Source organism: Litoreibacter albidus (assembly GCF_900107015.1).
Lineage (GTDB): Bacteria > Pseudomonadota > Alphaproteobacteria > Rhodobacterales > Rhodobacteraceae > Litoreibacter > Litoreibacter albidus.
In genome coordinates this window covers 323,053-348,035 of the sequence record NZ_FNOI01000002.1, presented here as the reverse complement: position 1 = coordinate 348,035, position 24,983 = coordinate 323,053, and the positions used below count along the sequence as shown (strand labels likewise).

Below are 24,983 nucleotides of genomic sequence, written 5' to 3'. Positions count from 1 at the left end.
TTTCAGAGGTCTCGCAATATGGCGACGTCCCAAAGTCTATCGTTCGAAATTGAAGGCCTGTCTTGCGCGTCCTGCGTGGGGCGGGCGGAGCGTGCGTTGCAATCGGTGCCGGGCGTTGCGGCTGCTGGGGTTAACCTTGCAACATCGCGCGCGGAGGTAACTTGGGATGGCGCTGATGCTGCCCCTCTGACGGCAGCACTGGACGCGGCGGGCTACCCAGCGGTGACACAGAGCGCGCAGTTTAGCGTGGACGGCATGACATGCGCCTCCTGCGTCGGGCGGGCAGAACGCGCGGTGCTGGCCTTGCAAGGCGTCGTCGCGGCATCGGTTAATCTAGCGACCTCTACCGCCTCGGTGACATGGCTCAAGGGCAGCCAGCGAACGGAGGATGTGGCCCGCGCGATGACTGCGGCGGGCTACCCCGCGACCGCATTGGACGCGGGCAACAACACCCCAACCATTGACGACAAACGCGAGGCGGAGGCGCAGGCTTTGTGGCGCGACACGCTTATTGCTTCGGCACTGACGTTGCCGGTGTTTGTGTTGGAGATGGGCAGCCACTTTGTCCCGGGAATGGCGGATTTGGTGGCGCGGACCATCGGGCAACCCGCGAGCTGGATGTTGCAATGGGTGTTGGTCACACTGGTCCTGGCATGGCCGGGGCAGCGCTTTTTCAGGGAGGGTTTTCCGGCCTTGTTGCGCGGCGCGCCAGAGATGAATGCGCTAGTGGCATTGGGAACCTCGGCGGCGTGGCTGTTTTCGACGGTGGCCTTGTTCGCACCACTTCTGCTGCCAGCGGGCAGCCGGAACGTGTATTTCGAGGCGGCGGCGGTCATCGTGACGCTGATCCTCGTGGGGCGTTGGCTGGAAGCGCGGGCTAAGGTGCAAACGGGTTCGGCCATACGGTCCTTGCTGGGGCTGCAGCCCACCGTGGTTGATGTGCGGCGTGGCGACGACTGGGTGGAGGTACCGATCTCGGAAATCACCAGTGGCGACATTGTTCTGGTCCGCCCCGGCGCGCGCATCGCGACCGATGGCGATGTGGTGGAGGGGCAATCCTTCGTTGATGAAAGCATGATAACGGGGGAGCCGGTTCCGGTGAGCCACGGTATCGGTGATACGGTAATTGGCGGTACGGTCAATGGCACGGGGGCGTTGCAGGTAAAGGCAACAGCCGTCGGGGGCGACACTGTTCTAGCGGGCATTGTGCGCATGGTGGAGCAGGCGCAGGGCGCCAAACTGCCGATTCAAGCCACGGTGGACCAAGTCGTGCGCTGGTTTGTGCCAGCGGTTTTGCTGGCGGCGAGCGCGACGGTTGTGGCGTGGTTGGTCTTTGGGCCGACGCTGAGCCACGCGTTGGTTGCTGGGGTCTCCGTGCTTATTGTGGCCTGCCCATGTGCCATGGGGTTGGCCACGCCTACCTCCGTCATGGTCGGTACGGGGCGGGCGGCTGAGCTTGGTGTGTTGTTTCGCAAAGGCTCCGCATTGCAGACCCTATCACAGGCGAAAACGGTGGCTTTTGACAAAACAGGAACGCTGACGGAGGGGCGCCCAGAGGTTACCAATTTGCAGGTCGTAGAAGGCCAGAGTGAGGTGGACGTGCTTGCGAAAGTTGCCGCGGTGGAAGCGGTGTCCGAGCATCCGATTTCCGCAGCTATCGTACGCGATGCGCAGGCGCGTGGCTTGGACATCCTGAGCGCCACGGATGTGGCGTCGATCACGGGGTTGGGGCTGCGCGGGCGTGTGGGTGGCAGCGAGGTTTTGGTCGGCGCGGACCGTCTCATGGTGCGAGAGGGCATTGATCTGGGCACGTTCGCCGCGCAGGCGGACGAATGGGCGAAAGAGGCCAAGACACCCGTGTTCATCGCGTTGGACGGTGTGATCGCTGGTGCGATTGCCGTGGCGGATCCCATCAAGCCCGAGGCGGCGGACCTCGTGTCTAAATTGGGCGAAATGGGCATTCAGGTGGCTATGATCACCGGTGACACGCAGCACACGGCAGATGCGGTAGCGCGTAAGATCGGTATTCAGACGGTGGTTGCAGGCGTGATGCCGGACGGCAAGGCCGACGCGATAGCAGAGTTGAAAAAGTCCGGCACACTCGCCTTTGTCGGGGACGGGATCAACGATGCGCCTGCGCTGGCGGCGGCTGACGTTGGGGTTGCGGTTGGCACTGGGACGGACGTGGCGATTGAGACGGCGGATGTGGTGCTGATGTCTGGGGCGCTTTCGGGTGTTTTGCGTGCTATCGAGATGAGCGGACGGACCATGCGCAATATCCGCCAGAACCTGTTTTGGGCATTCGCGTATAACACCGCACTTATCCCCGTTGCGGCGGGTATTCTTTATCCGGCTTGGGGCGTGCTGATGTCACCGATGTTGGCGGCAGGGGCAATGGCGCTATCCAGCGTTTTCGTGGTTAGCAACGCGCTGCGGTTACGGCGCATGGGAGATATGTCATGAACATCGGCGACGCCGCAAAACGGGCAGGGTTGCCTGCAAAAACCATTCGCTACTACGAGGACATCAAGCTGATCCGGCCCGACCGTGATGCCAACGGCTACCGCGCGTTCAACGACAAGGATTTGCACAAACTGACATTCCTGAGCCGCGCACGCGCGCTTGGGTTTACGATTGAGAACTGCCGCGCGCTGTTGGCGTTGTGGGAAGATCAGTCACGGGCCAGCGCTGACGTGAAACGGATCGCGGGAGAGCATCTGGCCGAGATCGACCGTAAGATCGCGGACCTGCAATCCATGCGCGACACGTTGGGCAGCCTTGTGCAAAATTGTGCGGGCGACGGGCGGCCAGACTGCCCGATCCTGCGCGGCCTAGAGGAGCCTAGATAATCGTTAGGGCGGTGTTCACAGAGTATTGCCAAACCGTTTCTTCGTCTGTTTGATGCTTTGGTGACGGCTAAGATTGGCCGCGGGTTCCAAAGGATGATTGGCGATGCAGACACCCCAGAAAACAAGCTATGATGTGGTTATCGTGGGGGGGGCTATGTACGGCTCCTCGGTCGCGTGGTGGTTGTCGCGCAATCCGGATTTTGACGGCTCTATCCTCGTGGTGGAGCGCGACCCCACGTATGAGTTTTCGTCGACGTCGCACACCAACAGCTGCATCCGCCAACAGTTTTCTGCGGAAGTGAACATCAAGATTTCGCAGTTCGGGGCCGAGTTTATTCATGGCTTTCAAGAGTTTATGCAAGATGATGAAGCGCCGGAGATCGTTTTGCAAAGCTACGGCTACCTGTATCTAGCTGACAACGAAGCGTTCGCCGCCACGCTGAAGGACAGCCAGAAAACCCAGCAACGGTTGGGGGCGGGGACCAAGTATATGACGGCGGATGAAATTCACGCCGCCTATCCGTTTTACAACCTAGACGGGATCATTGGCGGCAATCACAACCTGATCAACGAGGGTTACTTTGACGGCGGCACCATTTTTGATTGGTGGCGGCGAAAGGCGCGCGCCCAAGGGGCGGAGTACCTACACAACGAAGTGCTGGAGATAACCAAAAACGCAACGGGCGACCGTATCGAAAGCGTCACTTTGGCGTCGGGTGATGTGGTGTCCTGTGGCATGTTGGTAAACTGCTCTGGCCCGCGCGGGGCGCACACCGCACGTATGGCTGGCTTGGACATTCCGGTGGAGCCGCGCAAGCGCTACACCTTCATCTTCTCGGCCCAGACGCCGTTGGACCGCGACCTTCCGCTGACCATCGACCCTAGCGGCGTTCACATGCGTAGCGAGGGGAAATACTATCTTGCGGGGTGCCCACCTGACGATGACCCAGCGGTGGAGTTTGATGACTTCGTGCAGGATCATTCGATTTGGGAGGAGAAAGTCTGGCCTACCCTTGCCAACCGCGTGCCCGCGTTTGAGGCGATCAAGTTGATGAACTCATGGGCGGGGCATTACGATTACAACGTGTTTGACCAAAACGCGATTATCGGTCCGCACACGCGGGTCAGCAACTTTATCTTCGTGAACGGCTTCTCTGGGCACGGGTTGCAGCAAAGCCCTGCGATGGGGCGCGGTGTTGCGGAGTGGATCACCTACGGGGAGTACCGGTCGCTTGACCTGTCGTCGTTCGGGTTCGAGCGGATCGAGAACCGCGACACCTTTGTGGAGCGCGCAGTGATCTAGAACGCGGTGTTGTCGCCACCTTTCAGGGCCAGCTTCGCGCGGGCCTCTGCGGGGGTGGCGGCGCGACGGCCCAAGCCTTCGATAATCTCACGTGCCTTGGTGACCTGCGCCGCGCTGGACGGCGCGAGCACGCCTTTCTCCAACCAGATGGAATCCTCCAAACCGACCCTAACATTGCCACCTTGCGCGGCAGAGATCGCGGCGATTGGCATTTGGTGACGTCCTGCGCCCAGCACTGACCAGACGTATTCATCGCCAAACAGGCGGTCGGCGGTGCGCTTCATGTGGGCCACATCGTCGGGGTGTGGGCCGATGCCACCCAGCAGGCCGAACACGGTTTGGATCAGCAACGGGCCGCTAACTTTACCCGCGTCGCGGAAATGCGCGAGGTTATAGAGGTGGGCGGTGTCGTAGCATTCAAACTCGAACCGCGTTCCGGCACTTTGAAGCGTATCTAGAACAAAGCCGATATCTTGGAAGGTGTTGCGAAAAATGATGTCGTGGTTGCCTAGATAATCGGCCTCCCACTGGTGGTTCAGATTGGGGAAGCGGGACAGCATTCCGAACAGCCCGAAGTTCATTGACCCCATGTTGAGTGAGGCCAGTTCCGGCTGCCAGTGTTCCGCAGGGCGCACGCGTTCCTGCACGGTCATGGTGGGTGCGCCGCCGGTCGTGATGTTAATCACCACATCGGCCCGCGCCTTGATCGCGCCAAGGATTGGGGCGAAGGCCTCCGGGCTTTGGTCTGGGGCGCCTGTTTCGGGATTTCGGGCGTGCAGGTGAACAATGGCGGCGCCCGCCTCGGCGGCATCTACAGCTGCGTCAACGATTTGTTCCGGCGTGACAGGTAGGGCCTCTGACATGGTGGGCGTGTGAATCGCGCCGGTGATGGCGGCAGTGATGATAACGGGATCAGACATTGCGGGACTCCTTTTCGCTGATACTGTCGCAGGGAACGGGTTCAGGGAAGGGATAGCTGTGGATTTAGGGTTGAAGGGCCACCGTGTGATCGTGACAGCAGGGGCCAGCGGTATCGGGCGCGCTATCGCAGACGCGTTTCGCAGCGAGGGCGCGGTTGTGACGGTCTGCGACGTGGATGAGGCTGCGTTGGCGACGGTGGAGGGAATGGCGGCGGCGAAGGTCGACGTGGCGGACCGTGATGCCGTAGCCGCGTTCATGGCGCAGTCTATTGAGGCCATGGGCGGGCTGGACTGTCTGGTGAACAACGCAGGGATCGCGGGGCCAACCGGCGGGGTAGAGGACATCGCGCCTGATGGTTGGGACGACACATTGGCGGTTTGCCTTACGTCCCAGTTCAACACCACCCGCTGCGCGGTTGACGCGCTGAAGGCGAGCGGAAACGCGTCAATCCTGAACCTGTCGTCGCTTGCGGGCCGCGTGGGGTTTGCGATGCGCAGCCCTTACGCTGCGGCCAAATGGGGGGTGATCGGGTTTACCAAGTCTTTGGCGCTGGAGTTGGGGCCGCATGGTATTCGTGCCAACGCCATATTGCCGGGGTTGGTCGCGGGGGACCGTCAGCGCCGCGTTTTGGAAGCCAAATCGCAGCGGCTGGGCCAAACGTTTGAGGAGACCGAGGCGCAGGCGTTTTCCCACGTGTCGATAAAGGAATACGTGACCCCGCAACAGATTGCCGACCAGTGCTTGTTTCTTGCCTCCTATCGGGGGCGAACGACGTCTGGGCAGGCGATCTCAATCTGCGGGGACACGCAAAAGCTGGCCTAGGCGGCGACAGCGGCCCTCGCTTTGCCGATCATCAATGCGGCCTGCGCGGCCTCACGGCCCTTTGTTACGAAATGCTCGCTATAAATGGCCATGTGATGCGGGGTCTCTTGGAAATGGTGCGGTGTCAGGGATACCGACAGCACAGGCACGCCAGAGTCGAGCCCCGCGCGCATCAACCCGTCGACAACGGCTTGCGCCACGAAGTCATGCCGGTAGATCCCGCCGTCCACGACCAGCGCGGCGCATGCTACGGCGGCGTAATTTCCCGTGGACGCCAGATCGCGGGCGAGCAGGGGCATCTCGAATGCGCCGGGCACATCGAAGACGTCGACTTGAGACGCGGGGATTAATTCGCAGAAACCTTCCAACGCTCGGTCAACAATATCCGAGTGCCAGTTGGCTTTGACGAACGCGTATCGGGTGGGTGTCATAGTGATTTCTCCTTATAGCAACGACACGTCACCCAAGGCGATCACGGGCAAACAGCCCCCATGCGGGGGCCATATGCTCGTTCTCTTTCATCCGGACTATGACCGTCGGCTCAGGAGTCGCACCTGATCTGCTGACCCTTTCGCGGTGGAAAGGCGCTCGCGGGCTTACGGGTGTGACCCGCTTACCGCCGGTGGGGAATTTCGCCCCGCCCTGAGAACAGCCCCAAGATGCAGGGCTGTTGCGGGGCGTGCAAGCGTAAATACGCCCTAGGAGGCCGCGCGTGCGACCATCCCGAACAAATCGCGTGGATCGTCGGGGTCGGCCAACATGTCCAATTCGACAAATGTGTCGTGGTGGGCCAACTGATCATGGATATAGCGCAGGGCGGAGAAGTCTTCTGTGGCAAATCCAACCGAGTCGAACAGGGTGATTTGCTTGTCATCGCGTCGCCCTTCGGCCTGCCCAAGCATTACGCGCCAAAGCTCGGTCACGGGATGGTCGTCGTCAAGCTGCTGAATTTCGCCCTCAACGCGGGTTTGCGGCGGGTACTCCACGAAGATGTCCGAGCGCAGCAGGATGTCGCGGTGCAGTTCCGTCTTGCCGGGGCAGTCGCCGCCGATGGCGTTGATGTGCACGCCCGCGCCAACCATATTGTCGGTCAGGATGGTCGCGCATTGTTTGTCGGCAGTGCAGGTGGTGATGATTTGCGCTCCTGCGACCGCATCCTCGGGGGAGGTGCAGGAAATGACCTCAAGCCCCGTCGCCGCGAGGTTCTTGGCGGCCTTGGCGGTCGCGTCGGGGTCGATATCATAGAGGCGCACTGTGTCGATGCCGACAATGGTTTTGAAGGCGAGCGCTTGGAATTCACATTGCGCCCCGTTGCCGATCATCGCCATGGTTTTGGAACCTTTGGGTGCCAGATATTTAGCCACCAGCGCAGAGGTTGCGGCGGTGCGCAATGCCGTCAGGATTGTCATTTCCGACAATAGGATCGGGTAGCCATTGTCCACGCGCGCCAACACGCCGAACGCGGTCACCGTCTGGAAGCCGCGCGCCATGTTGGCGGGGTGGCCGTTCACGTATTTGAAGCCGTAGCTTTCGCCATCAGAGGTTGGCATCAGCTCAATTACGCCCTCCTCAGAATGGGCGGCCACGCGCGGAGTTTTGTCAAACAACTCCCACCGTTTGAAATCTGCCTCGATGTAGTCGGCGATCTCCGCGATCATCTGCGCGGGGCCGATTTTGTTTACCAGCTTCATCATGTTGTCGACTGACACGAAGGGGACGAGAGCGAGTTTTGAAGGTGTCGTCATAGTATCATTCTTTCTGTTCTGGGCGGGGCTGGATCAGAAACGCCGCGTTTGACGGTCGAGCACTTTGCGGCCCATCAGGCTGGCGCAAAGATCGACCATCAGGCTTGCGGTGCGGCCGCGTTCATCAAGGAACGGGTTCAGCTCCACCATGTCGAGGGATGTGACGAGACCGCTGTCGCAGAGCATTTCCATGACCAAATGCGCCTCGCGGAAGGTTGCGCCACCGGGGACAGTGGTGCCGACTGCTGGCGCGATGGATGGCTCCAGAAAGTCCACATCAAGGGAGACATGTAGCGCGCCGTCAGCTGCGCGCACGCGCTCTAGGAAGGCGCGCAACGGGGCGGCGATGCCGTGCTCGTCAATGGCGCGCATGTCGCTGACGTCGACGCTGTTTGCATCAAGTGCGGCGTTCTCTGCCGGATCGACGGAGCGAATGCCAAGCATGCAAAGGTTAGCCGGATCAATTGGCGCGGCGAGTTTCGGGTAAGCCTCGAAACCGGGCAGCCCGCTGAAGTACGCCACAGGGGTGCCGTGCAGGTTGCCGCTGGTTGTTGTCTCTAGCGTGTGGAAATCGGGATGCGCGTCGAGCCAGAGTACGAAGAGCGGGCGGTCGTGTTGCTGCCAGTGGCGCGCCACGCCGGGCACCGTGCCGATGGAGAGGCTATGGTCCCCGCCAAGAAAAATCGGCATCTCGGACGTCTGGGCGGCATCGAAAGCGGCCTGTTCCAACGCGACGGCCCACGCCACCGTTTGTGGCAGATCGTGGATAGCGGCGTTCTTGTGCGTGACGTTTTGCAGCGGCTCATGCGCGACGTTTCCGAGGTCACTGACCTCATGTCCAAGGTCGCGCAGGGTCTCGGCCAGGCGTGCGGTGCGGTAGGCATCGGGGCCCATCACGCAGCCAGGTTGGCTGGCGCCGGATTGAACGGGGGCGCCGATGAGTGTGCAAGTTTTCGAGGTCATTCCGCTCTCCTTTTGGTGTTTCGGCGATGGTAGGCAGATGCTTCGACATTTGCGACAATCACTATGTAAAATATGTGCGATTAAATTATCATTTTGTTATATCCCTTTGCTAATTTGACTAGTAATTTGAATGCATGGATACAACAGACCAAAAGTTGATAGCGCTTCTTAAGCGCGACGGCAGGGCATCGGTGACGACGCTTGCGGGGGAGTTGGGCGTCTCGCGGGTGACGGTGCAAACGCGCATGGATCGCATGCGCCGCGACGGCACGATCCGGCGCTTTACCGTCGAGATGGGCGCAGGCGAGGCGGATGACCTGATCCATGCGATTATGATGATTGAGGTGAAGGGCGCCCAAACGGCGACGGTTATCAAACAGCTCCGCCGTATGCCCGAAATCGTTGATCTTCACACCACCAATGGAGTTTGGGATTTGGTGGCGCATATAGAGACCGCGAGCCTGCCAGATTTTGACCGTGTGCTGCGTCAGGTGCGTGAAGTTCAAGCTGTGACTGGCAGCGAAACATCCTTGCTGTTGGACCGCGCGCGCGGTTAGGGAAAACTCCGGACAATTCTATTTGTTAACCGGTGTTTCAATCGAACCTGCTTTAGTCCCCGCGTAACACTTCACGGGGACACTATGGCCGACAACACCCGCCCGATCATCATCAAACGTAAGAAAGTTGTCGGCGGCGGGGGGCACCACGGCGGCGCGTGGAAGGTGGCTTACGCCGACTTTGTGACCGCCATGATGGCGTTCTTTATGCTGATGTGGCTTTTGAACGCGACGACAGAAAAGCAGCGCAAAGGCCTGGCCGACTACTTCACCCCAACCATCGCTGTCGCGCGGGTGTCCGGCGGCGGGGACGGTGCGTTTGGCGGGGATTCGATCATGATTAAGGGTCGTTTGCCACAATCCGGCCAAGGCGGAATGCCGACAATCCCGACCGAAGAGAGCGATGAAGAGCGCGCATTGGCGGAACAGGATGAGCTGACCTTCGAGAAGCTTGCAACCGGCATCGTTGGCAAAGGCGGTGACAGCCTGATTAAAGAAATGGCGCTTGAGCACATTATAACTGATGTCACTGATGAGGGGCTCGTAGTTGAGGTGTTCGACCTGGAAGGCGCGCCATTGTTTGACCCACGAACCGGACAGCCCAATTCGGTGCTGCGCGAGATTGCCAAAATGCTGGTTGAGGTCTTCTCATTGGTGGGCAACCGTGTCGCTATCGCCAGCCACTCAAGTGCCTATCCTAGCGTGATCCGTGAAAACCCTGCGTGGGATCTGACAACGACACGTGCGCATCACACCAGAGAGTTGATGGAGAGGTATGGGCTTGAGACCGGTCGGCTGGAGCGGGTTACAGGGTTCGGAGAAAGCAAACCGCTGCTGAAGGACCCAATGGCGCTGCGGAACAACCGGCTGGAGGTTGTACTGCTGCGGTCTGATCGCTGAAGCGATGCAAATCTACCTTCAATTTTACCTGTTAGCGCGCTGTTAAGGCAGCGCCCCCATAGTGAGCGCTAAGACATATGCTGCAGAAAGGCGCAAAATGACAATTTCATCCTCCTTAAACGCTGGCGTGGCCGGCCTTGCGGCCAACGCGAGCCGCCTTTCGACCATTTCCGACAATATCGCCAACTCGGGGACGAACGGATACAAGCGGGCGAATACTGAGTTTCACTCGATGGTTATATCGAACGGCCGTGGCAGTTATTCGGCGGGCGGGGTGCGGGTCACCACACAACGGTTGATTGATCAGGCGGGATCGCTGTTAACCACGAACAACTCCACCGACTTGGCGGTTCGTGGGCGCGGGTTTCTTCCCATTACCACAGAGTCAGCGGTCAATCTGCAGGGCGAAGATATTCCGTTCCGGTTGGCCACCACCGGGTCATTCCGCACAGACTCCCAAGGGTTTTTGACGACTGATACGGGGATGGTTCTGATGGGGTGGCCCGCGGATTCTGATGGAACGGTTCCGACCTTCCCGCGCGATACAGCTGACGGCCTTCGCCCGATTCAGATCAACGCGAACCAGTTCGCAGGCGAGCCTACGACCCGCATGGGCTTGGGTGTGAACCTACCCGCGACCGAGACCGAAGCGGGGGCCAGCGGGGAAACATTGGAACTTTCGGTTGAGTATTTTGATAATCTAGGCACGTCGCAAAACTTGCTGGTCACCTATACGCCGGTGGTTCCTGCCTCGGGCGCGTCCAACCAGTGGACAATGGAAATGCGCGACTCCGCAAGCGGGGGCGCGGTCGTGGGAGAATACACCATGACCTTCGATGCCACCCGTGGCAGTGGCGGCACGTTGGCGTCCGTGACGCGGACATCGGCTGTCGGCGGGGACTATGATCCGGTCACGGGCAGTTTTCCGGTTACGCTCGACGGCGGACCTTTAGAAATCACCATCGGGGAGCTGGGATCAGGGGCCGGGGTGACGCAACTGTCCGACAGTTTCGCACCGACCCAGATCACCAAAGACGGATCGCCAGTGGGCAATATGACGTCGGTGGAGGTGGATGCCAACGGATACGTGCAAGCGACCTTCGATATCGGGATTACCCGCACGATCTACCAAATCCCGCTTGTTGACCTGCCCAACCCGAACGGCATGACCGCGATGGATAACCAAACCTATGTTCCGTCAAATGACAGCGGGTCGTTTTTCCTTTGGGACGCGGGCGATGGCCCAACGGGCGACATTGTTGGCTACGCGTTAGAGGAATCGACGACGGATGTGGCGGGCGAGTTAACTGCGCTGATCCAGACCCAACGGGCGTATTCGTCAAACGCCAAGGTCATCCAAACCGTTGATGAGATGCTGCAAGAAACAACAAACATCAAACGTTAATTTGCGTAGTGAAGGACCACTCCGATGAGCATATCCGCATCCCTCTCCAACGCGCTGTCTGGCCTGAACGCGGTGTCGCGCGCGGCTGAACTTGTGTCGGCCAACGTGGCGAATTCGATGACCGAGGGCTACGGTCGGCGGGAGCTATCCCTGAGTGCGGAAACAGTCGGCGGTCGCGGCGCGGGCGTGCGCGTCAACGGGGTTGAGCGGATCGTGAACGAAGCTGCGGTCGCTGACAGGCGATTAGCGGAAGCGGAGTTGGGGTACCATGATGCGCGTGCGCAAGTGCTGACGCGCGTGGAGCAGGTCATAGGAGCCCCCAACTCTGACGCGTCGCTGTCGGCTTTTGTTGACAGGTTTGAGCAAAGCCTCATCACCGCGGCGGCAAACCCATCTAGTAGCACGATGCTAAGCCGCGTCGTGGATAGTGCGGTTGGCTTGGCACGAAAAATCAACGAGATATCTGGACGGATTCAACAAGAACGCCAAGTCGCTGACGGATCAATTTCGACACAAGTGGAGCAGCTGAATACTGCGCTTTTGGATGTTGATCGGTTGAACAGGGAAATCCGAAAGCAGGTCAACTCCGGCGGTGACCCATCGGGCCTTATGGATCAGCGCCAACGGGCTGTCGACGAGATCGGGACGTTCATCCGAGTACAGGCCGTACCGCGCGAACACGGTCAAATTGCTTTGCTGACGCCAAATGGCACAACCCTCGTAGATTACCAAGCGGCGACGTTTACCTTCACGGCGACCAACCTGATCACGCCGGATATGACACTTGCCAGCGGCGCAGTGTCTGACTTGCAAATTATTGGCGCCTCAAGCGTAAATGGTAGCCCGCTTGAAGCAATTTCCGGTGGTTCTCTGGCGGCGGCCTTTGCCCTGAGAGACGATGATCTACCTAGGATTCAATCTAACTTGGACGCCTTGTCGAGAGACCTCATCGAGCGGGCGAATGCTGCTGACCCCACACTATTAGCGGGAGAGGCTGGGCTATTCACGGATGCGGGCGGCGCCCTAGACCCGTTGTTGGAGGCGGGGCTTGCGTCACGACTTTCGGTTAATTCGGCTGTTTTGATCGAGCAGGGCGGCGCAGTCTGGAGATTACGCGATGGCTTGAATGCGGCAACCGCTGGCCCCGCTTCGGCCAATGACATTTTGAACGCATACAGAACGTCGATATCCGGCGCGCGTCTGCCCTCCAGTGGTGTGGGCTTCGACGCTGGTTCCAGCTCCGCATTGGCAGGGCAGTTCTTGTCGCAGGTTGGGTTAGACCGACAGGCATCGGTTGAAAGGCAAGGGTTTGAAGCGGCACGTGTTCAAGCCTTCCGCGACGCAGAGCAGGCGGGTGGCGTCGATACGGACCATGAAATGCAAAAGCTACTATTGATTGAGCGAAGTTACGCGGCAAACGCAAAGGTCATTCAAGCCGTCGACGAAATGCTCCAATCGCTGCTGAGGATATAACATGAACTACAGTAGTATTAGCGATTTAGGACAAAGCATGATGCTGCGGCGCCAAGGTGCCGGGTTGAAGACGACGCTCGCTCATTTGACAAATGAGCTGACCACGGGGGAGCGGTCTGATCTGAGCGGCCATGTCCGTGGGGAGTTTGGCCCCTTGGCGGGGTTGGAGCGGTCCCTACGCAGGCTTGATGGTTTTGCCCTCGGGCGGGAATCTGTCGACCTTCGCGTGACAGGAATCCAAACAAGCCTAGAGGCCATGCAGGGCGCAATTTCGACGTTCGGGACCGACATGCTCGCCGCAGCCAGCCTAGAGCAATCAGACGTGCTTGATGCCAAGCTGGCCAGTGCGGCTAGTCGGTTAAGCCAGGTCACTGCGTATCTGAACACGCAGCTTTCGGGCGAGTTCCTGTTTTCGGGCGTGGCGACGCGCCAGCAACCGCTTCCGGACGGAGCAACTATCCTAAGCCATGTGCGCAGCATAGCAAGTGGCTCTAGTGGACCGGCAGATTTCATGACCCAAATAGACGCCTGGTTTGGTGATGCGGGCGGCGGATTCGAGACGCTGGTTTACGGTGGGGACGCAGTGGCGCAATCGGGGATCGCGTTGTCGGACACGCTGTCTGTCGGTTTGCCGTTCAAAGCCGATGATGCCGCCTTTCGTGCAACTTTGAAAAACCTGGCAATTGCGGCGGTGATCTCGGAGGGAGGGGTCGCTGTGACCGCCGCCGAGAAGCGCAGTCTGGTGTCAGACGCCGGGTTGGCCATGATTGCGGCCGAGAAAGCGTTGATCGATATGCAGCGCGATACGGGGGTGACACAGGGGTTGATCTTGGAGGCCAGCATAGCAGGCGGCGTTGAGCGGGCTGTTCTGGAGGCGGCCAAGTCGAAGATAACGGGCGTCGATCAATACGAAGCCGCGAGCGCGTTGGAAGCCGTGCAATTTCAAGTTGAGGCGCTTTATGTGCTGACCGCGCGGACGTCTCAACTGCGGTTGATGGATTATCTGCGATGATCCGGGCCGCGCTGTTCCTGCTGATCTTGCTTGTCCCGTCTGTCGGGTTAGGCTCCAGCGTTAGGTTGAAAGATCTGGTCGAATTCGATGGCGTACGTGGCAATGACTTGGTTGGCTACGGGTTGGTCGTGGGCCTGAACGGGACGGGGGACGGGCTGCGAAACTCCCCTTTCACCGAAGAGATGATGATCAACATCTTGGAGCGTCTGGGCGTCAACGTCGGCGGAGAGCAGTTTCGCCCTAAAAACGTTGCAGCCGTATTGGTGACCGCGACATTGCCCGCATTCAGCCGCACAGGCGGTAAGGTCGATGTCACAGTTTCGGCAATTGGCGACGCGAAAAGCTTGCTAGGCGGCACGTTAATTATGACGCCACTTAATGCGGCAGATGGCGACGTGTACGTTGTCGCGCAGGGTACAGTCATTGCCGGTGGAGTGTCGGCAGAAGGCGACGCGGCCCGGGTTGTGCACGGGGTTCCCACAGCGGGAATTGTCCCTGCCGGCGGGCGCGTGGAGCGCGAAGTGGAATTCGACTTCACACAGCTGTCGAGCCTGCGAATGGCACTACGCACGCCCGATTTCTCCACTGCAGAAAAGATTGAGAAGGCTGTGAACGTGGCTTTAGGGCGACCGGCGGCATTGATGCTGGATTCGGGGACGGTGGAGTTGAATATTGATGCCACAGGAATGCGATCGCCCGCCCATGTTCTGAGCCGAATTGAGAACATCATTGTGGCACCAGAACGTCGGGCGCGCGTGGTCATTGATCAGCGCTCCGGCACGATTGTGATGGACGAAAACGTGCGGATATCCCGCGTTGCCGTTGCGCAAGGCAACCTCACGTTAACAATCGAAGAGGCACCGATTGTCATTCAGCCCAACCCATTTAGCGAGGGCGAGACCGTGGTTGTACCGCGAACAGCTGCAACGCTGGAGGAAGATGAGGGAACTGGCCTTGCCGAAATTCCACCGGGGGCCACTCTGAGAGATGTCATTTCAGGGCTCAATGCCCTTGGCGTCAAGCCAATGGCGATGATTGATATCCTCAAAAGCATCAAAGCTGCCGGCGCGCTGCACGCTGAGTTTATAGTCCAGTAGTGTCGATGCGAGGCGTCCTCTGTTGCGATGGGCCGCCACCGGTGTCGCAACTTGTTCGTGACGCTTCCAGTGTCAGATGGGTATAGGTTGTCACGTTTGAGTGATTGCTCAAAGCTCATCTTGAGTGATCACTCAAGTTATCCCATATGCACGTCATGGCCCGATGACGGGGCAGCATTGAGTGAGGGAGCGCGGAAAAATCGAAAGAATTACGGCCTCTCTGATCAGCCGTCATAGTTTCGTGCGCGCCTTTGTTCCTTGAAATTTGACTACATCAGGAATGACTTATGACCAATTTTACAGTTCACACCGAAGATTCAGCTCCAGAAGCCTCGAAAGAGTTTGTGGCTAAATCCATCGCGGCAAATGGGCGCTTGCCAGGCCTCCACGGTGTCATGGCCGAAGCGCCTGGTTTGTTGGAAGGGTATCAAAAACTCCACGAGTTGTTTTTGGACTCGAGCTTCGACAAAGACGAATTGACTGTCGTTTGGCAGGCGATCAACGTTGAAAACGACTGTCATTACTGCGTGCCTGCACACACAGGTATCGCGAAAATGATGAAGGTAGACGACGACATCACCGAAGCACTGCGAAACGAGACGCCATTGCCGAATGCGCGCTTGGAAGCGCTGCGGACCTTCACACTGCAGTTGGTTCGTGATCGCGGTTATGTGTCGGACGACAACGTGCAGGCGTTTCTGGACGCGGGCTATACGCAGCGCAACATCCTTGAGGTCATCCTCGGTTATAGCCAAAAGATTATGTCGAACTACACAAACCATTTGGCGAAAACACCTGTCGACAAGGTGTTTGAGAAGTTTGCCTGGTCGCGCGACGACGCAGCTGCTTAACGATACGCGTGGCCTCTCAGGGGGCCACGCGCCTTCTCCGCAAGTTAAATCTGGCACTGGTTGCTGATCGACAGCCGTGCGCATTATACATGGTCTCCATGACCGTTTATCCTGAATAGGGAATTACCATGACCGACCAACCCCTTCGAATTGATATTATTTCGGATGTAATGTGTCCGTGGTGCGTCATTGGATATCGCCAATTATCCCGTGCCTTGGAGCAAACCGGCGTGGCACATGAAATTCAGTGGCACCCTTTTGAACTGAACCCGCAAATGCCCGCCGAGGGGCAAAACATGCGCGAGCATATTGCCGAGAAATACGGGTCGACGCCGGAGCAGTCCGCGCAAAGCCGCGCGCAAATGACCGCGCTTGGTGACGAATTGGAGTTCGAATTTAGCTGGGATAGCGACTTCCGGATGCACAACACTTTCAACACGCATCAATTGCTGCACTGGGCGGGAGAGCTGAGCCGGAAGCACGAGCTAAAGCAAGCGTTGTTCAAGGCCCATTTTACCGATTGTCGAAACCTTTCCGATAATGCGGTTCTTAACGATATTGCTGGCGAGATAGGGTTAGACCGCGAAGAGGCGGCAGCGGTTCTTGATGACCAGCGTTTTGCACAGGCCGTCCGAGACGCTGAGACGTTCTGGACGCAACAGGGCATTCAAGGTGTGCCAGCAGTCGTGTTTGACCGCAAACATCTGGTTACTGGCGCGCAGGGTGTGGACAACTATGTAAGTATTTTACGCCAGTTGGCGCCATAAGAGGTATGAAACCATGACGCGTGCCAGCCCTTACGATCGCGACAGAACGCTAGATGCCGCGATGTCATTGTTCTGGAATAAGGGCTATCACGCGACGTCACTGAAAGATCTGGAAGCTGCGTTAAACATGAAGCCCGGCAGCATCTACGCTGCGTTCAAGAGCAAAGAGAATTTGTACCTTCTGGCTTTGCAGGCTTACTTCGAGCGGTCGCGACAGGCGTTTCGAGATATGCTTGCGCAAAGTTCCTCACCGCTGCGTGGACTTGCCGATCATCTGCGCGGCTTTGCGTTATTGCCGGAAGCGGACGCCACGCGGCAGGCGTGCATGTTGACCAAGACGATTGTCGACACGAAGTCCACGGACCCATTGATTGCCGAGAGATCACGGGAATATCTGGAAGGTATCAGGCTGGAGATTGCGGCCGGATTCGAAGCCGCGAAAATCGCCGGTGAGCTTGGCCCGCAAGCTGATCCGAACCGGCTGGCGCGTCGCTATCAAGCGAATGTCGCGGCGCTGCGGTTAGAGTTGCATCAGGGCACGAATTCGGCCGATTTGCATGATCTGGCCGAGGACATGGCGGGTGAGGTTGAAGCGTTGCGGGTGTAAAACTGGCCGGCGATGACGGACGCTGCTGTTATCGCGTCAGTGCGTTTCCAAGAACGTCATCAGACGTTGTTCCGCCGCGAATAGCCCTCTCATCTGGGTGGGCTTCAGGTCGATTTGGGCGCGGCTCGCCAAGTCGATTACAGCTGGGTGAATGTAGCTGTTTCTCGCCACTGTCGGCGTGTTGTGCAATCGCTTAGCTGCTGCATCCGCCATGTCTTTAATGCTCGGGCTGCCTTTTTCTGCACATTCGAATGCGGCCAGTGTACCTGCCCATGTTCGGAATGCTTTGGCTGTGATGCCCGCCTGTCCGGCCGCGTCGGATAAGTATTCATTCAGTTTTTGCGAAGAGATTGTGTGATCCGCGCCGTCATCGTCCGACCACGACAGTAGTGTCGCACCGGAAAGGTCACTCACTTTGTGTAGCAGCCTCTGAAGCTTGCGGTCGGTGATTGTCTGCCGAACTTTTTTGCCGCCTTTCGCGGTGAAGCTCAGCCGGATGCTATCGTCCGACATCCTTAGGTGGCGGCGTTTTAGCGTTAACGCGCCGTAACTACCGTTCTCACGCGCGTAGGAAGGATTTCCGACACGCAACGACGTGCGGTCGATCAACATGACGGCAGCGGCCAGAGCGAACTCTTCGTCTCCTGGGGACAAGGCGATATCCCTATCCGCACGTCGGCGAATTGATGGGAGCGCGGCCCCGAAGGCCGGAAGCTGTTCAAATTTGGTTTCCGCCTGAGCGGCAGACCAGTCGGGGTGGTATCTGTACTGTTTGCGCTTTCGCGCGTCGCGGCCTGTGGCTTGAATGTGACCGAGTTCAAGCGCGCAAATCCAGACGTCTTCGTACGCTGGCGGGACGGCGAGAGCTTCAATCCGTTGACGCTCTTCTCCGCGCGCGATGGTGGTCCCGTCGGGCGCGGTGTAGGTGAACCCGCGTCCGCAGCGGCGCCGCGAGATGCCGGGATCAGCATCCGATACGTAGACCAAGCCCGCTGTCATGTCGTCTTTACTTCCGATGCGAGTTTGAGAACCGCGTCGCCGTCGTCTTGCTTTATGTAGAGAGCTGGATCGTCTTTGGTGCCGTTGCGCGTAACCTCAGAACCTTTGATCGTGCGAGTTGTCTTCTCCGAGAACACAGACTGAACGGTGCCTGATGCGCTCCCGTTTCCCCAGTCCCATTTCACGGTGTCGCCTTCGCTGATGTTGCTCATATCCAACTCCTTTTGAGGTTCGATCGCGCGGAGACCGATATGTACAAACGTGCTTAACGTCTCGAAGGTTCCGCAAAGGGAGGAAGCGACCCGAAGGCCACGTGACGCGGGGGAATGCCGCACAGGCAGGTTGAAATAAACACGATAAGAACATACCATGAACACATGGCTCAAAAATCAATCAACGAAAAGCTGGCGATTCTAAGCGACGCCGCAAAATACGATGCGTCATGCGCGTCGTCGGGTTCCACAAAGCGGGACTCCAGCGATGGCAGAGGACTCGGATCGAACACCGGCTCGGGCATATGTCACTCTTACGCCCCGGACGGGCGATGCATCAGTTTACTAAAAATCCTGATGACGAACTTCTGCATCTACGATTGTGTGTATTGCGTTAATCGCGTGTCGTCGAATGTGGAGCGCGCGCGGTTTTCCGTCGATGAAGTTGTGAAGCTGACAATCGACTTCTACCGACGCAATTACATCGAAGGGCTGTTTTTATCGTCCGGCATTATCCGGTCGCCTGACAAGACGATGGAGGACATGGTCCGTATTGCAAGGAAGCTGCGGGAAGAGGAAAATTTTCGCGGTTATATCCACCTGAAGACGATCCCCGACGCTGCGCCCGAACTGATAGCGGAGGCAGGTCGGTTGGCGGACCGTCTATCGATAAACGTCGAATTGCCGACGGACCAAGCCGTGAAGGAATACGCGCCCGAGAAAAGTCCGGATCAAATCCGGAAAGCAATGGCTGACGTCAAGCTGCGCCAGATCGCGAGTAAAGACCGATCTCACACGGGCAAACGCCCGCCAAAGTTTGCGCCTGCGGGCCAGTCGACCCAAGTGATCATCGGGGCCGATGGCGCAAACGATGCGACCATTCTGGGCCAGTCAACGCGGCTATATGGTTCCTACGGCTTGAAGCGAGTATATTACTCGGCGTTTAGTCCGATCCCGGACGCATCGTCGCGCCTCCCGCTGGTTAGCCCGCCGTTGCAGCGTGAGCATCGTTTGTACCAAGCGGACTGGTTGCTGCGGTTCTACGACTTTCAGCTGCACGAGATTACGGACACAGCGCTGGGCGGCAACCTTGATCTGGACATCGACCCAAAGCTCGCATGGGCTTTGGCGCACCGAGAAGGGTTTCCGGTCGACGTAAACTCTGCCTCCCGCGAGATGCTGCTGCGAGTTCCTGGTTTTGGGGTGAAAACGGTCAACCGCATCATCGCGACGCGCCGTCACCGCACCTTGCGCTACGAGGATATTGCGCGACTTGGGGCGTCCTTGAAGAAGGCGCGTGTGTTTATTACGGCCAAAGGTTGGACACCGGGGGGGCTGACGGACAGCGCCGACTTGCGCGGGTTGTTCGCGCCCCCACCAGAGCAGCTTAGTCTATTCTAATGAAGCGGATTGTACTGCCTCGGCTGGGAGTGGACACCGCTTGGCGCGATGCGGCGCGCGCTTGTCTCGCGGCGGGAATGTCGCCGCGTGATGTGACGTTCGGCCAAGGCGCGGCAGGCGGTTTATTTGATGAGGTTTCTGCGCCACCCGTTGTGGACGACAGCCGCCTGAGCGTGCCCAAATCATTTGTGTCTTTGGCGCGGGCTGTCGTGTGGCATACTGATGCGGACCGGTTTGATCGGCTTTATAGCTGCCTGTACCGGCTGCAACGCGAACGCGGGTTGATGCAGGATCGCGCGGACCCATTGGTGCAATCGCTGCGTGCTATGGAGAAGGCGGTCTACCGATGTCAGCATAAAATGAAGGCGTTTGTTCGGTTTCGCGAGATTGGAGATCCTGAAGCGGAGCGCCGCAGTTTTGCCGCGTGGTTCGAGCCGACGCATCACACCATGGAGCCAACAGCAACGTTCTTCGTCAAGCGCTTTGCGGATATGGATTGGCGAATTGTGACGCCAGACGTCACGGCGATTTTTGAGGGCGGCGTGTTGCGGTTCGCAGTGGACTTGCCGAAGCCGGATTTGCGCGAAGATGCTCACGAAGACCTTTGGACCACGTATTTCTGCAACATCTTCAATCCAGCTCGGTTGAAGGTAAACGCGATGACGTCCGAGATGCCGAAGAAGTACTGGAAAAATCTTCCAGAGGCGGCCGCGATCCCAAGGCTGATCGCCGAGGCCCCCGCACGGGCACGCGCTATGGCGGAAGCCGCACCAACCTTGCCGCCAGTACGCGCAGCCAAGGTGCAGAGTGCAGCCACACGTGGGGCGCATTGGGATGGGCCGCAGAGCGGTTTTGCCGCTGCACTGGCGTCGTGCCAGCGCTGTCCGCTGCACGCACAGGCGACGCAGGTTGTTGCGGGATGTGGGCCGGACAAGGCCGCGTTGATGATCGTTGGGGAGCAGCCGGGGGACATTGAAGACCTGCACGGCAGGCCGTTCATAGGGCCTGCCGGTCAGGTGCTGGGGCAGGCTATGCAGCATGTGGGATTGGAACGGGACCGCGTATACCTGACCAACGCGGTGAAGCATTTCAAACACGTCGTGCGCGGCAAAAGGCGTATTCACCAGACGCCTGCCAGCGATGAGGTCGAGCATTGCCGCCTCTGGCTTGATACGGAGCTTTTGCGCGTTCAACCGAAGCTCGTAGTCGCGCTCGGTGCCACGGCTGCGATGGCGCTGACGGGGCGGAAGGGTCCGATAAGCGGGCGTCGCGGCAAGGTCGAAGCAGGGCGCGACGGGGTGCCAGTTTTGATCACGTATCATCCGGCGTATATTTTGCGCCTGCCTGACACTGCTGCACAGTCAACGGCCCGTGACGTTCTGATGCGCGATTTGGCAGAGGCAAAGGCTTTGGTTGCGGAGTAAGCTTCAAAGGAATTGTAAAAATTCGGGAGCAATATCCGTAGCCCCCGCGTTTGGTTAGGTGAATCTTAGGAGACGACATTGATTAAACGTGTATTGCACAAGATTGCCCTTATCGCCGAACGCGGTTTTGACCGTGTGTTTCACAGGCCGACCAGCGGACGAGAAATCGACCCCTACATAGGCTATGCAACCCAGCAGCATGTCATTGTGCGGGGGCGAGTCCTTGGCAGTTTGCGCAGTTACGACGTGGCGGATGGTCAATCCAGATGGGGCAACTTTCGCCGGATGCTTGACCTGTTTTTTACCAATGAAGTTGCGGATGTGACGGTGTGCTCTGACGCCACGAAGGCGCAAACCGATGAGGAGGGCTACTTCACATTGGTGCTACCTGCTGATGAGCGCGAGGGGTGGAGTACCGAATATGTGCACGTCGAGGGGCGGGCTGAAGCGGTCCCGTGCCCCGTGTTTGCGCCGCGCGCAGATGCAAGGTTCATCGTCATTTCAGATATTGATGACACGATGATAGAGACCGGTGCCTATTCTCTGCTTCGCAATCTATTCACTACATTCACCGGAAACACCAAGACGCGACATGCCTACACAGACGCGATTTCGCTGACGACGTGGTTGTCCGCGGGCGGTCGCAATCCGGTGTTCTATGTTAGCTCCTCACCTTGGAACATGCATGGCTTCTTGCAACGGGTATTCGCGAATACTGGTCTGATCGCGGGGCCGATGTTCCTTCGCGATCTCGGTCTAAGCGACACCCAATTCATCACTGAGGGGCATGGAGACCACAAAGGCGCGAGCATCGACCACATCTTGAACGCCTATCCTGATTTGCCTGCGATCTTGTTGGGAGACACCGGCCAGCATGACGCGAAAATCTACCATGCCGCAATCGAACGTCACGGTGACCGTATCGCAGCAGTAGGTTTGCGCGCGCCGGGGCCAGGGATGGATGCGGTTGATTTAACTGATTTAGATCAGTTGCTTGCCACTAAAAGGCTCGCTTTCGCTGCGCCATCTTTTGACGGTTTTCAGGAGCGACTGATTAAGGCGCGGCCCGACCTGTTCGCGACGCCCGATAGCACTGCGACAGTCCGTTAGGGCAGCCTAGAGCAACCCTAACGAGGTTTTTAACCTGAAGACTTTTCTGGAATGACCCTAGAAGTCCAAATTCTCAACGCTCAACGCGTTCGTTTGGATGAAGTCGCGGCGTGGCTCTACCACGTCACCCATCAACTTGGTGAAGATGTCGTCAGCCTCAGCGATGTCCTCGATCTTGACCTGCAACAAGGTGCGGGCATCTGGGTCTAGGGTCGTTTCCCACAGCTGGTCGGGGTTCATCTCGCCCAGACCTTTGTAGCGTTGCAGGGACAGCCCTTTTTCGCCTTCTTCCAAGATGGATTGCAGCAGATCAATCGGGCCGAAGACGGGTTGCTCGCGGTCCTTGCGAACCAGTTTTGCGGGCTTGGCGTAGGTGTCTTGTAGGCTAGTGGTGAGTTGACCTAGGCGACGCGCCTCTCCGGAGCGCAGAACGCCACCATCAAGAATACGGACCTCGTCCACGCCGCGCAGGACACGCCAGAGACGGATGCCTTTGTCCTGCGTGGGCCGGCCCTGCCAGCCTTTTTCATACTCAAGGGCGATGAGGTCCAGACGTTCAGCGACTGTGTTTGCAACGCCTTGCAGGTCTTGGTCGACTTGGCCCGCCATGAACGCACCGGCGATGGCTGATTGTTCCAGAATGTGTTGCGGATAATGCGTGGGGAAAGCCTGCAAAATGCGGCGTACGGTGCGGGCTTCCTCAATGACGCGGCGCAGGTCCATGCCGGTGATTTCCTCGCCGGAATCCAGCTTCAGAACAGCACCTTCGACACCCTGCTCAATGAGGTAATCCTCCATTGAAGCCTGATCCTTCAGGTAAACTTCGGAGCGCCCGCGTGCCACTTTATAGAGCGGGGGTTGCGCGATGTAGAGGTGCCCTTGCTCAATCAGCTCCGGCATCTGGCGGTAGAAGAAGGTCAGCAGCAATGTGCGGATGTGCGCGCCGTCGACGTCAGCATCAGTCATGATGACGATCTTGTGGTAGCGCAGCTTGGAGATGTCGAATTCGTCCCGGCCGATTCCGGTGCCGAGCGCCATCACCATGTTGCCGATTTCCTGGCTGCCCAACATACGATCAAAGCGGGCTCGTTCCACGTTGAGGATTTTACCCTTCAGCGGCAGGATTGCTTGTGTTTGGCGGTCGCGCCCCGTCTGTGCGGAACCACCAGCCGAGTCCCCCTCCACCAAAAATACTTCGGTTTTTGACGGATCTTTGTCGGAGCAGTCTTTTAGCTTTGAAGACAAAAAGTTCATGTCCATCGGGTTTTTACGTCGGGTAAGCTCGCGCGCTTTGCGTGCTGCCTCGCGTGCCTGAGCAGCCTCGACGATTTTGGAAACGATCACCCGCGCCTCGTTCGGGTTCTCCTCGAACCATTCCGCCAACTTCTCGTTCATCAACCCCTCAACGGCTGGGCGGACCTCGGAGGACACCAGCTTGTCTTTAGTCTGGGAGGAGAACTTCGGATCAGGGACTTTGACGGACAGAACGCAAGTCAGCCCTTCGCGTGCGTCGTCGCCCGTGAAGGTCACTTTTTCTTTTTTCGCGATGCCGGAGCTTTGCGCATAGGCGTTGATCGTGCGCGTCAGCGCGCCACGGAAGCCCGCCATGTGAGTGCCGCCATCGCGCTGCGGAATGTTGTTGGTAAACGGCAGCACCATTTCGTTGTAGCTGTCATTCCACCACATGGCGACTTCGACGCCGATGTCGTCCTTCTCGCCGACCACGTAGATCGGCTCTGCCATCACCGAGGATTTGGAGCGGTCGAGGTATTTGACAAACTCTTTGACGCCACCTTCGTAAAACAGCTCCGTGCGCAGGGCTTCTGCGGGGCGTTCGTCTTCCAAGATGATGCGCACGCCGGAGTTCAGGAAGGCAAGCTCACGCAGGCGCTTCTCCAGTGTCTCGAACACGTAATCACGGTTGGAGAATGTCTCCAAGGAGGCCATGAAGCGGACCTCGGTGCCCGTGCGGTCCGTCGGACCGACGACTTCAAGGTGCTTGACCGTGTCGCCGTGCTCAAACCTTGCGATGTGTTCCTTGCCCTCGCGCCAGATGCGTAGCTCCAGCCAGTTGGACAGCGCGTTAACCACGGAAACCCCAACGCCGTGCAGGCCGCCTGAGACCTTGTAGGAGTTGCTGTCGAATTTACCACCAGCGTGCAGTTGGGTCATGATCACTTCGGCTGCGGACACGCCTTCTTCTTCGTGAATGCCGACAGGGATGCCGCGCCCGTTGTCACTGACCGAAACGGAACCATCGGCATGAATTTTTACGTTAACGGCGTCTGCATGTCCGGCTAACGCTTCGTCAATTCCGTTGTCCACGACCTCATAAACCATGTGGTGCAAGCCGGAGCCGTCATCGGTATCCCCGATGTACATTCCAGGGCGCTTTCGAACGGCTTCTAAGCCTTTGAGAACTTTGATGGAATCTGCGCCGTATTCGGCTTGTTTTTCTTGCTCTTCGGACATGAGTTATTTCCCGCTTAAGTTGGGCCAAATATAGGCTTTTTGCTGGGGGATGTCACGCGATTGACGCAAGATATCGTGGTCGGCACAGCACTA

Annotated in this window: 23 protein-coding genes and 1 riboswitch; of the genes, 16 read left to right on the top strand and 7 right to left on the bottom strand. The window is 58.4% G+C overall.

All coding sequences use genetic code 11. The features are described 5' to 3' along the window. Window positions 1-18 precede the first annotated feature (18 nt). The 3 genes from BLW66_RS06755 (at window position 19) to BLW66_RS06745 (ending at window position 4,152) form a co-directional block, all read left to right on the top strand. Entirely contained in the window at window positions 19-2,463 is a 2,445-nt protein-coding gene (locus tag BLW66_RS06755) for a heavy metal translocating P-type ATPase (RefSeq protein ID WP_089946353.1), read from the top strand. After that, window positions 2,460-2,849: a Cu(I)-responsive transcriptional regulator gene (gene cueR, locus BLW66_RS06750; protein ID WP_089946351.1), complete on the top strand. Its 390-nt coding sequence runs from the start codon at window positions 2,460-2,462 to the stop codon at window positions 2,847-2,849. The genes BLW66_RS06755 and cueR overlap by 4 nt, the downstream gene beginning before the upstream one ends. 103 nt (window positions 2,850-2,952) lie before the next feature. After that, the gene (locus tag BLW66_RS06745; RefSeq protein ID WP_089946349.1) at window positions 2,953-4,152 is read left to right on the top strand and encodes an NAD(P)/FAD-dependent oxidoreductase; all 1,200 of its coding nucleotides are present in this window, start codon (window positions 2,953-2,955) and stop codon (window positions 4,150-4,152) included. Here the strand turns inward: BLW66_RS06745 and kce are convergent. Continuing rightward, window positions 4,149-5,072, bottom strand: a complete 924-nt coding sequence (gene kce / locus BLW66_RS06740) for a 3,5-dioxohexanoate:acetyl-CoA acetone transferase (protein ID WP_089946346.1) — start codon at window positions 5,070-5,072, stop codon at window positions 4,149-4,151. The genes BLW66_RS06745 and kce overlap by 4 nt on opposite strands. A gap of 58 nt (window positions 5,073-5,130) precedes the next feature. Here kce and BLW66_RS06735 point away from each other — a divergent pair, with 58 nt between their 5' ends. After that, on the top strand, window positions 5,131-5,895 hold the full coding sequence (locus tag BLW66_RS06735) for an SDR family oxidoreductase (protein WP_089946344.1): 765 nt from the start codon (window positions 5,131-5,133) through the stop codon (window positions 5,893-5,895). Here BLW66_RS06735 and BLW66_RS06730 read toward each other — a convergent pair. The 3 genes from BLW66_RS06730 to rocF all read right to left on the bottom strand — a co-directional run bounded on the left by BLW66_RS06730 (window position 5,892) and on the right by rocF (window position 8,603). Then, a complete protein-coding gene (locus BLW66_RS06730; RefSeq protein WP_089946342.1) occupies window positions 5,892-6,326 on the bottom strand; it encodes a 6,7-dimethyl-8-ribityllumazine synthase in 435 nt (144 codons plus the stop codon). The genes BLW66_RS06735 and BLW66_RS06730 overlap by 4 nt on opposite strands. Window positions 6,327-6,401: 75 nt before the next feature. Further along, a riboswitch (FMN riboswitch) is annotated at window positions 6,402-6,549 on the bottom strand. A 44-nt stretch (window positions 6,550-6,593) separates the two neighbouring features. Next, a complete protein-coding gene (locus tag BLW66_RS06725; protein WP_089946340.1) occupies window positions 6,594-7,640 on the bottom strand; it encodes an ornithine cyclodeaminase in 1,047 nt (348 codons plus the stop codon). Window positions 7,641-7,673: 33 nt separating this feature from the next. Then, window positions 7,674-8,603, bottom strand: coding sequence for an arginase (gene rocF / locus BLW66_RS06720; protein WP_089946338.1), 930 nt, complete (start codon window positions 8,601-8,603; stop codon window positions 7,674-7,676). A gap of 134 nt (window positions 8,604-8,737) precedes the next feature. Between rocF and BLW66_RS06715 the strand changes: the two genes are divergently transcribed. The 9 genes from BLW66_RS06715 to BLW66_RS06675 all read left to right on the top strand — a co-directional run bounded on the left by BLW66_RS06715 (window position 8,738) and on the right by BLW66_RS06675 (window position 17,272). Further along, window positions 8,738-9,160: an Lrp/AsnC family transcriptional regulator gene (locus BLW66_RS06715; RefSeq protein WP_089946336.1), complete on the top strand. Its 423-nt coding sequence runs from the start codon at window positions 8,738-8,740 to the stop codon at window positions 9,158-9,160. 84 nt (window positions 9,161-9,244) lie between these two features. Then, the gene (locus BLW66_RS06710) at window positions 9,245-10,060 is read left to right on the top strand and encodes a flagellar motor protein MotB (protein WP_089946334.1); all 816 of its coding nucleotides are present in this window, start codon (window positions 9,245-9,247) and stop codon (window positions 10,058-10,060) included. Between the two features lie 97 nt (window positions 10,061-10,157). Continuing rightward, window positions 10,158-11,465 carry a flagellar hook protein FlgE gene (locus BLW66_RS06705; protein ID WP_089946332.1) on the top strand — a complete coding sequence of 436 codons (1,308 nt, stop codon included), beginning with the start codon at window positions 10,158-10,160 and terminating at the stop codon, window positions 11,463-11,465. Between the two features lie 24 nt (window positions 11,466-11,489). Next, window positions 11,490-12,938 (top strand): flagellar hook-associated protein FlgK, encoded by a 1,449-nt coding sequence (gene flgK / locus BLW66_RS06700; protein ID WP_089946330.1) that lies wholly within the window; start codon window positions 11,490-11,492, stop codon window positions 12,936-12,938. A gap of 1 nt (window position 12,939) precedes the next feature. After that, a complete protein-coding gene (locus BLW66_RS06695; RefSeq protein WP_089946328.1) occupies window positions 12,940-13,950 on the top strand; it encodes a flagellin in 1,011 nt (336 codons plus the stop codon). Next, window positions 13,947-15,047: a flagellar basal body P-ring protein FlgI gene (locus tag BLW66_RS06690; protein WP_089946326.1), complete on the top strand. Its 1,101-nt coding sequence runs from the start codon at window positions 13,947-13,949 to the stop codon at window positions 15,045-15,047. Before BLW66_RS06695 ends, BLW66_RS06690 begins: the two co-directional genes overlap by 4 nt. 287 nt (window positions 15,048-15,334) lie before the next feature. Further along, window positions 15,335-15,898: a carboxymuconolactone decarboxylase family protein gene (locus BLW66_RS06685; protein WP_089946324.1), complete on the top strand. Its 564-nt coding sequence runs from the start codon at window positions 15,335-15,337 to the stop codon at window positions 15,896-15,898. 128 nt (window positions 15,899-16,026) lie between these two features. Then, a complete protein-coding gene (locus BLW66_RS06680) occupies window positions 16,027-16,665 on the top strand; it encodes a DsbA family oxidoreductase (protein ID WP_089946322.1) in 639 nt (212 codons plus the stop codon). A 13-nt stretch (window positions 16,666-16,678) separates the two neighbouring features. After that, entirely contained in the window at window positions 16,679-17,272 is a 594-nt protein-coding gene (locus BLW66_RS06675; protein WP_089946320.1) for a TetR/AcrR family transcriptional regulator, read from the top strand. 36 nt (window positions 17,273-17,308) lie between these two features. On the opposite strand, the gene BLW66_RS06670 is transcribed toward BLW66_RS06675, so the two are convergent. Together BLW66_RS06670 and BLW66_RS06665 are read right to left on the bottom strand one after the other, a co-directional pair. Beyond that, entirely contained in the window at window positions 17,309-18,271 is a 963-nt protein-coding gene (locus tag BLW66_RS06670; protein ID WP_089946318.1) for a DNA topoisomerase IB, read from the bottom strand. After that, a complete protein-coding gene (locus BLW66_RS06665) occupies window positions 18,268-18,483 on the bottom strand; it encodes a hypervirulence associated TUDOR domain-containing protein (RefSeq protein ID WP_089946317.1) in 216 nt (71 codons plus the stop codon). Before BLW66_RS06665 ends, BLW66_RS06670 begins: the two co-directional genes overlap by 4 nt. 165 nt (window positions 18,484-18,648) lie before the next feature. Between BLW66_RS06665 and BLW66_RS06660 the strand changes: the two genes are divergently transcribed. The 3 genes from BLW66_RS06660 to BLW66_RS06650 all read left to right on the top strand — a co-directional run bounded on the left by BLW66_RS06660 (window position 18,649) and on the right by BLW66_RS06650 (window position 22,418). Then, window positions 18,649-19,884: a putative DNA modification/repair radical SAM protein gene (locus tag BLW66_RS06660; protein WP_089946315.1), complete on the top strand. Its 1,236-nt coding sequence runs from the start codon at window positions 18,649-18,651 to the stop codon at window positions 19,882-19,884. Further along, window positions 19,884-21,308: a UdgX family uracil-DNA binding protein gene (locus BLW66_RS06655; RefSeq protein WP_089946313.1), complete on the top strand. Its 1,425-nt coding sequence runs from the start codon at window positions 19,884-19,886 to the stop codon at window positions 21,306-21,308. Before BLW66_RS06660 ends, BLW66_RS06655 begins: the two co-directional genes overlap by 1 nt. A gap of 78 nt (window positions 21,309-21,386) precedes the next feature. Continuing rightward, window positions 21,387-22,418, top strand: coding sequence for a phosphatase domain-containing protein (locus BLW66_RS06650; RefSeq protein ID WP_089946310.1), 1,032 nt, complete (start codon window positions 21,387-21,389; stop codon window positions 22,416-22,418). Window positions 22,419-22,475: 57 nt separating this feature from the next. Here BLW66_RS06650 and gyrB read toward each other — a convergent pair whose 3' ends face one another. Then, window positions 22,476-24,890 carry a DNA topoisomerase (ATP-hydrolyzing) subunit B gene (gene gyrB / locus BLW66_RS06645; protein ID WP_089946308.1) on the bottom strand — a complete coding sequence of 805 codons (2,415 nt, stop codon included), beginning with the start codon at window positions 24,888-24,890 and terminating at the stop codon, window positions 22,476-22,478. Window positions 24,891-24,983 lie beyond the last annotated feature (93 nt).

Excerpts from the sequence above, each read along its gene's own strand:
- BLW66_RS06710 (WP_089946334.1), top strand. The coding sequence starts at position 9,245 with ATGGCCGACAACACCCGCCCGATCATCATCAAACGTAAGAAAGTTGTC.
- BLW66_RS06665 (WP_089946317.1), bottom strand. The coding sequence starts at position 18,483 with ATGAGCAACATCAGCGAAGGCGACACCGTGAAATGGGACTGGGGAAAC.
- BLW66_RS06690 (WP_089946326.1), top strand. The coding sequence starts at position 13,947 with ATGATCCGGGCCGCGCTGTTCCTGCTGATCTTGCTTGTCCCGTCTGTC.
- gyrB (WP_089946308.1), bottom strand. The coding sequence starts at position 24,890 with ATGTCCGAAGAGCAAGAAAAACAAGCCGAATACGGCGCAGATTCCATC.
- flgK (WP_089946330.1), top strand. The coding sequence starts at position 11,490 with ATGAGCATATCCGCATCCCTCTCCAACGCGCTGTCTGGCCTGAACGCG.
- BLW66_RS06745 (WP_089946349.1), top strand. The coding sequence starts at position 2,953 with ATGCAGACACCCCAGAAAACAAGCTATGATGTGGTTATCGTGGGGGGG.
- cueR (WP_089946351.1), top strand. The coding sequence starts at position 2,460 with ATGAACATCGGCGACGCCGCAAAACGGGCAGGGTTGCCTGCAAAAACC.
- kce (WP_089946346.1), bottom strand. The coding sequence starts at position 5,072 with ATGTCTGATCCCGTTATCATCACTGCCGCCATCACCGGCGCGATTCAC.
- BLW66_RS06730 (WP_089946342.1), bottom strand. The coding sequence starts at position 6,326 with ATGACACCCACCCGATACGCGTTCGTCAAAGCCAACTGGCACTCGGAT.
- BLW66_RS06670 (WP_089946318.1), bottom strand. The coding sequence starts at position 18,271 with ATGACAGCGGGCTTGGTCTACGTATCGGATGCTGATCCCGGCATCTCG.
- BLW66_RS06680 (WP_089946322.1), top strand. The coding sequence starts at position 16,027 with ATGACCGACCAACCCCTTCGAATTGATATTATTTCGGATGTAATGTGT.
- BLW66_RS06715 (WP_089946336.1), top strand. The coding sequence starts at position 8,738 with ATGGATACAACAGACCAAAAGTTGATAGCGCTTCTTAAGCGCGACGGC.
- BLW66_RS06655 (WP_089946313.1), top strand. The coding sequence starts at position 19,884 with ATGAAGCGGATTGTACTGCCTCGGCTGGGAGTGGACACCGCTTGGCGC.
- BLW66_RS06675 (WP_089946320.1), top strand. The coding sequence starts at position 16,679 with ATGACGCGTGCCAGCCCTTACGATCGCGACAGAACGCTAGATGCCGCG.
- BLW66_RS06660 (WP_089946315.1), top strand. The coding sequence starts at position 18,649 with ATGGCTCAAAAATCAATCAACGAAAAGCTGGCGATTCTAAGCGACGCC.
- rocF (WP_089946338.1), bottom strand. The coding sequence starts at position 8,603 with ATGACCTCGAAAACTTGCACACTCATCGGCGCCCCCGTTCAATCCGGC.
- BLW66_RS06755 (WP_089946353.1), top strand. The coding sequence starts at position 19 with ATGGCGACGTCCCAAAGTCTATCGTTCGAAATTGAAGGCCTGTCTTGC.
- BLW66_RS06705 (WP_089946332.1), top strand. The coding sequence starts at position 10,158 with ATGACAATTTCATCCTCCTTAAACGCTGGCGTGGCCGGCCTTGCGGCC.
- BLW66_RS06725 (WP_089946340.1), bottom strand. The coding sequence starts at position 7,640 with ATGACGACACCTTCAAAACTCGCTCTCGTCCCCTTCGTGTCAGTCGAC.
- BLW66_RS06685 (WP_089946324.1), top strand. The coding sequence starts at position 15,335 with ATGACCAATTTTACAGTTCACACCGAAGATTCAGCTCCAGAAGCCTCG.
- BLW66_RS06695 (WP_089946328.1), top strand. The coding sequence starts at position 12,940 with ATGAACTACAGTAGTATTAGCGATTTAGGACAAAGCATGATGCTGCGG.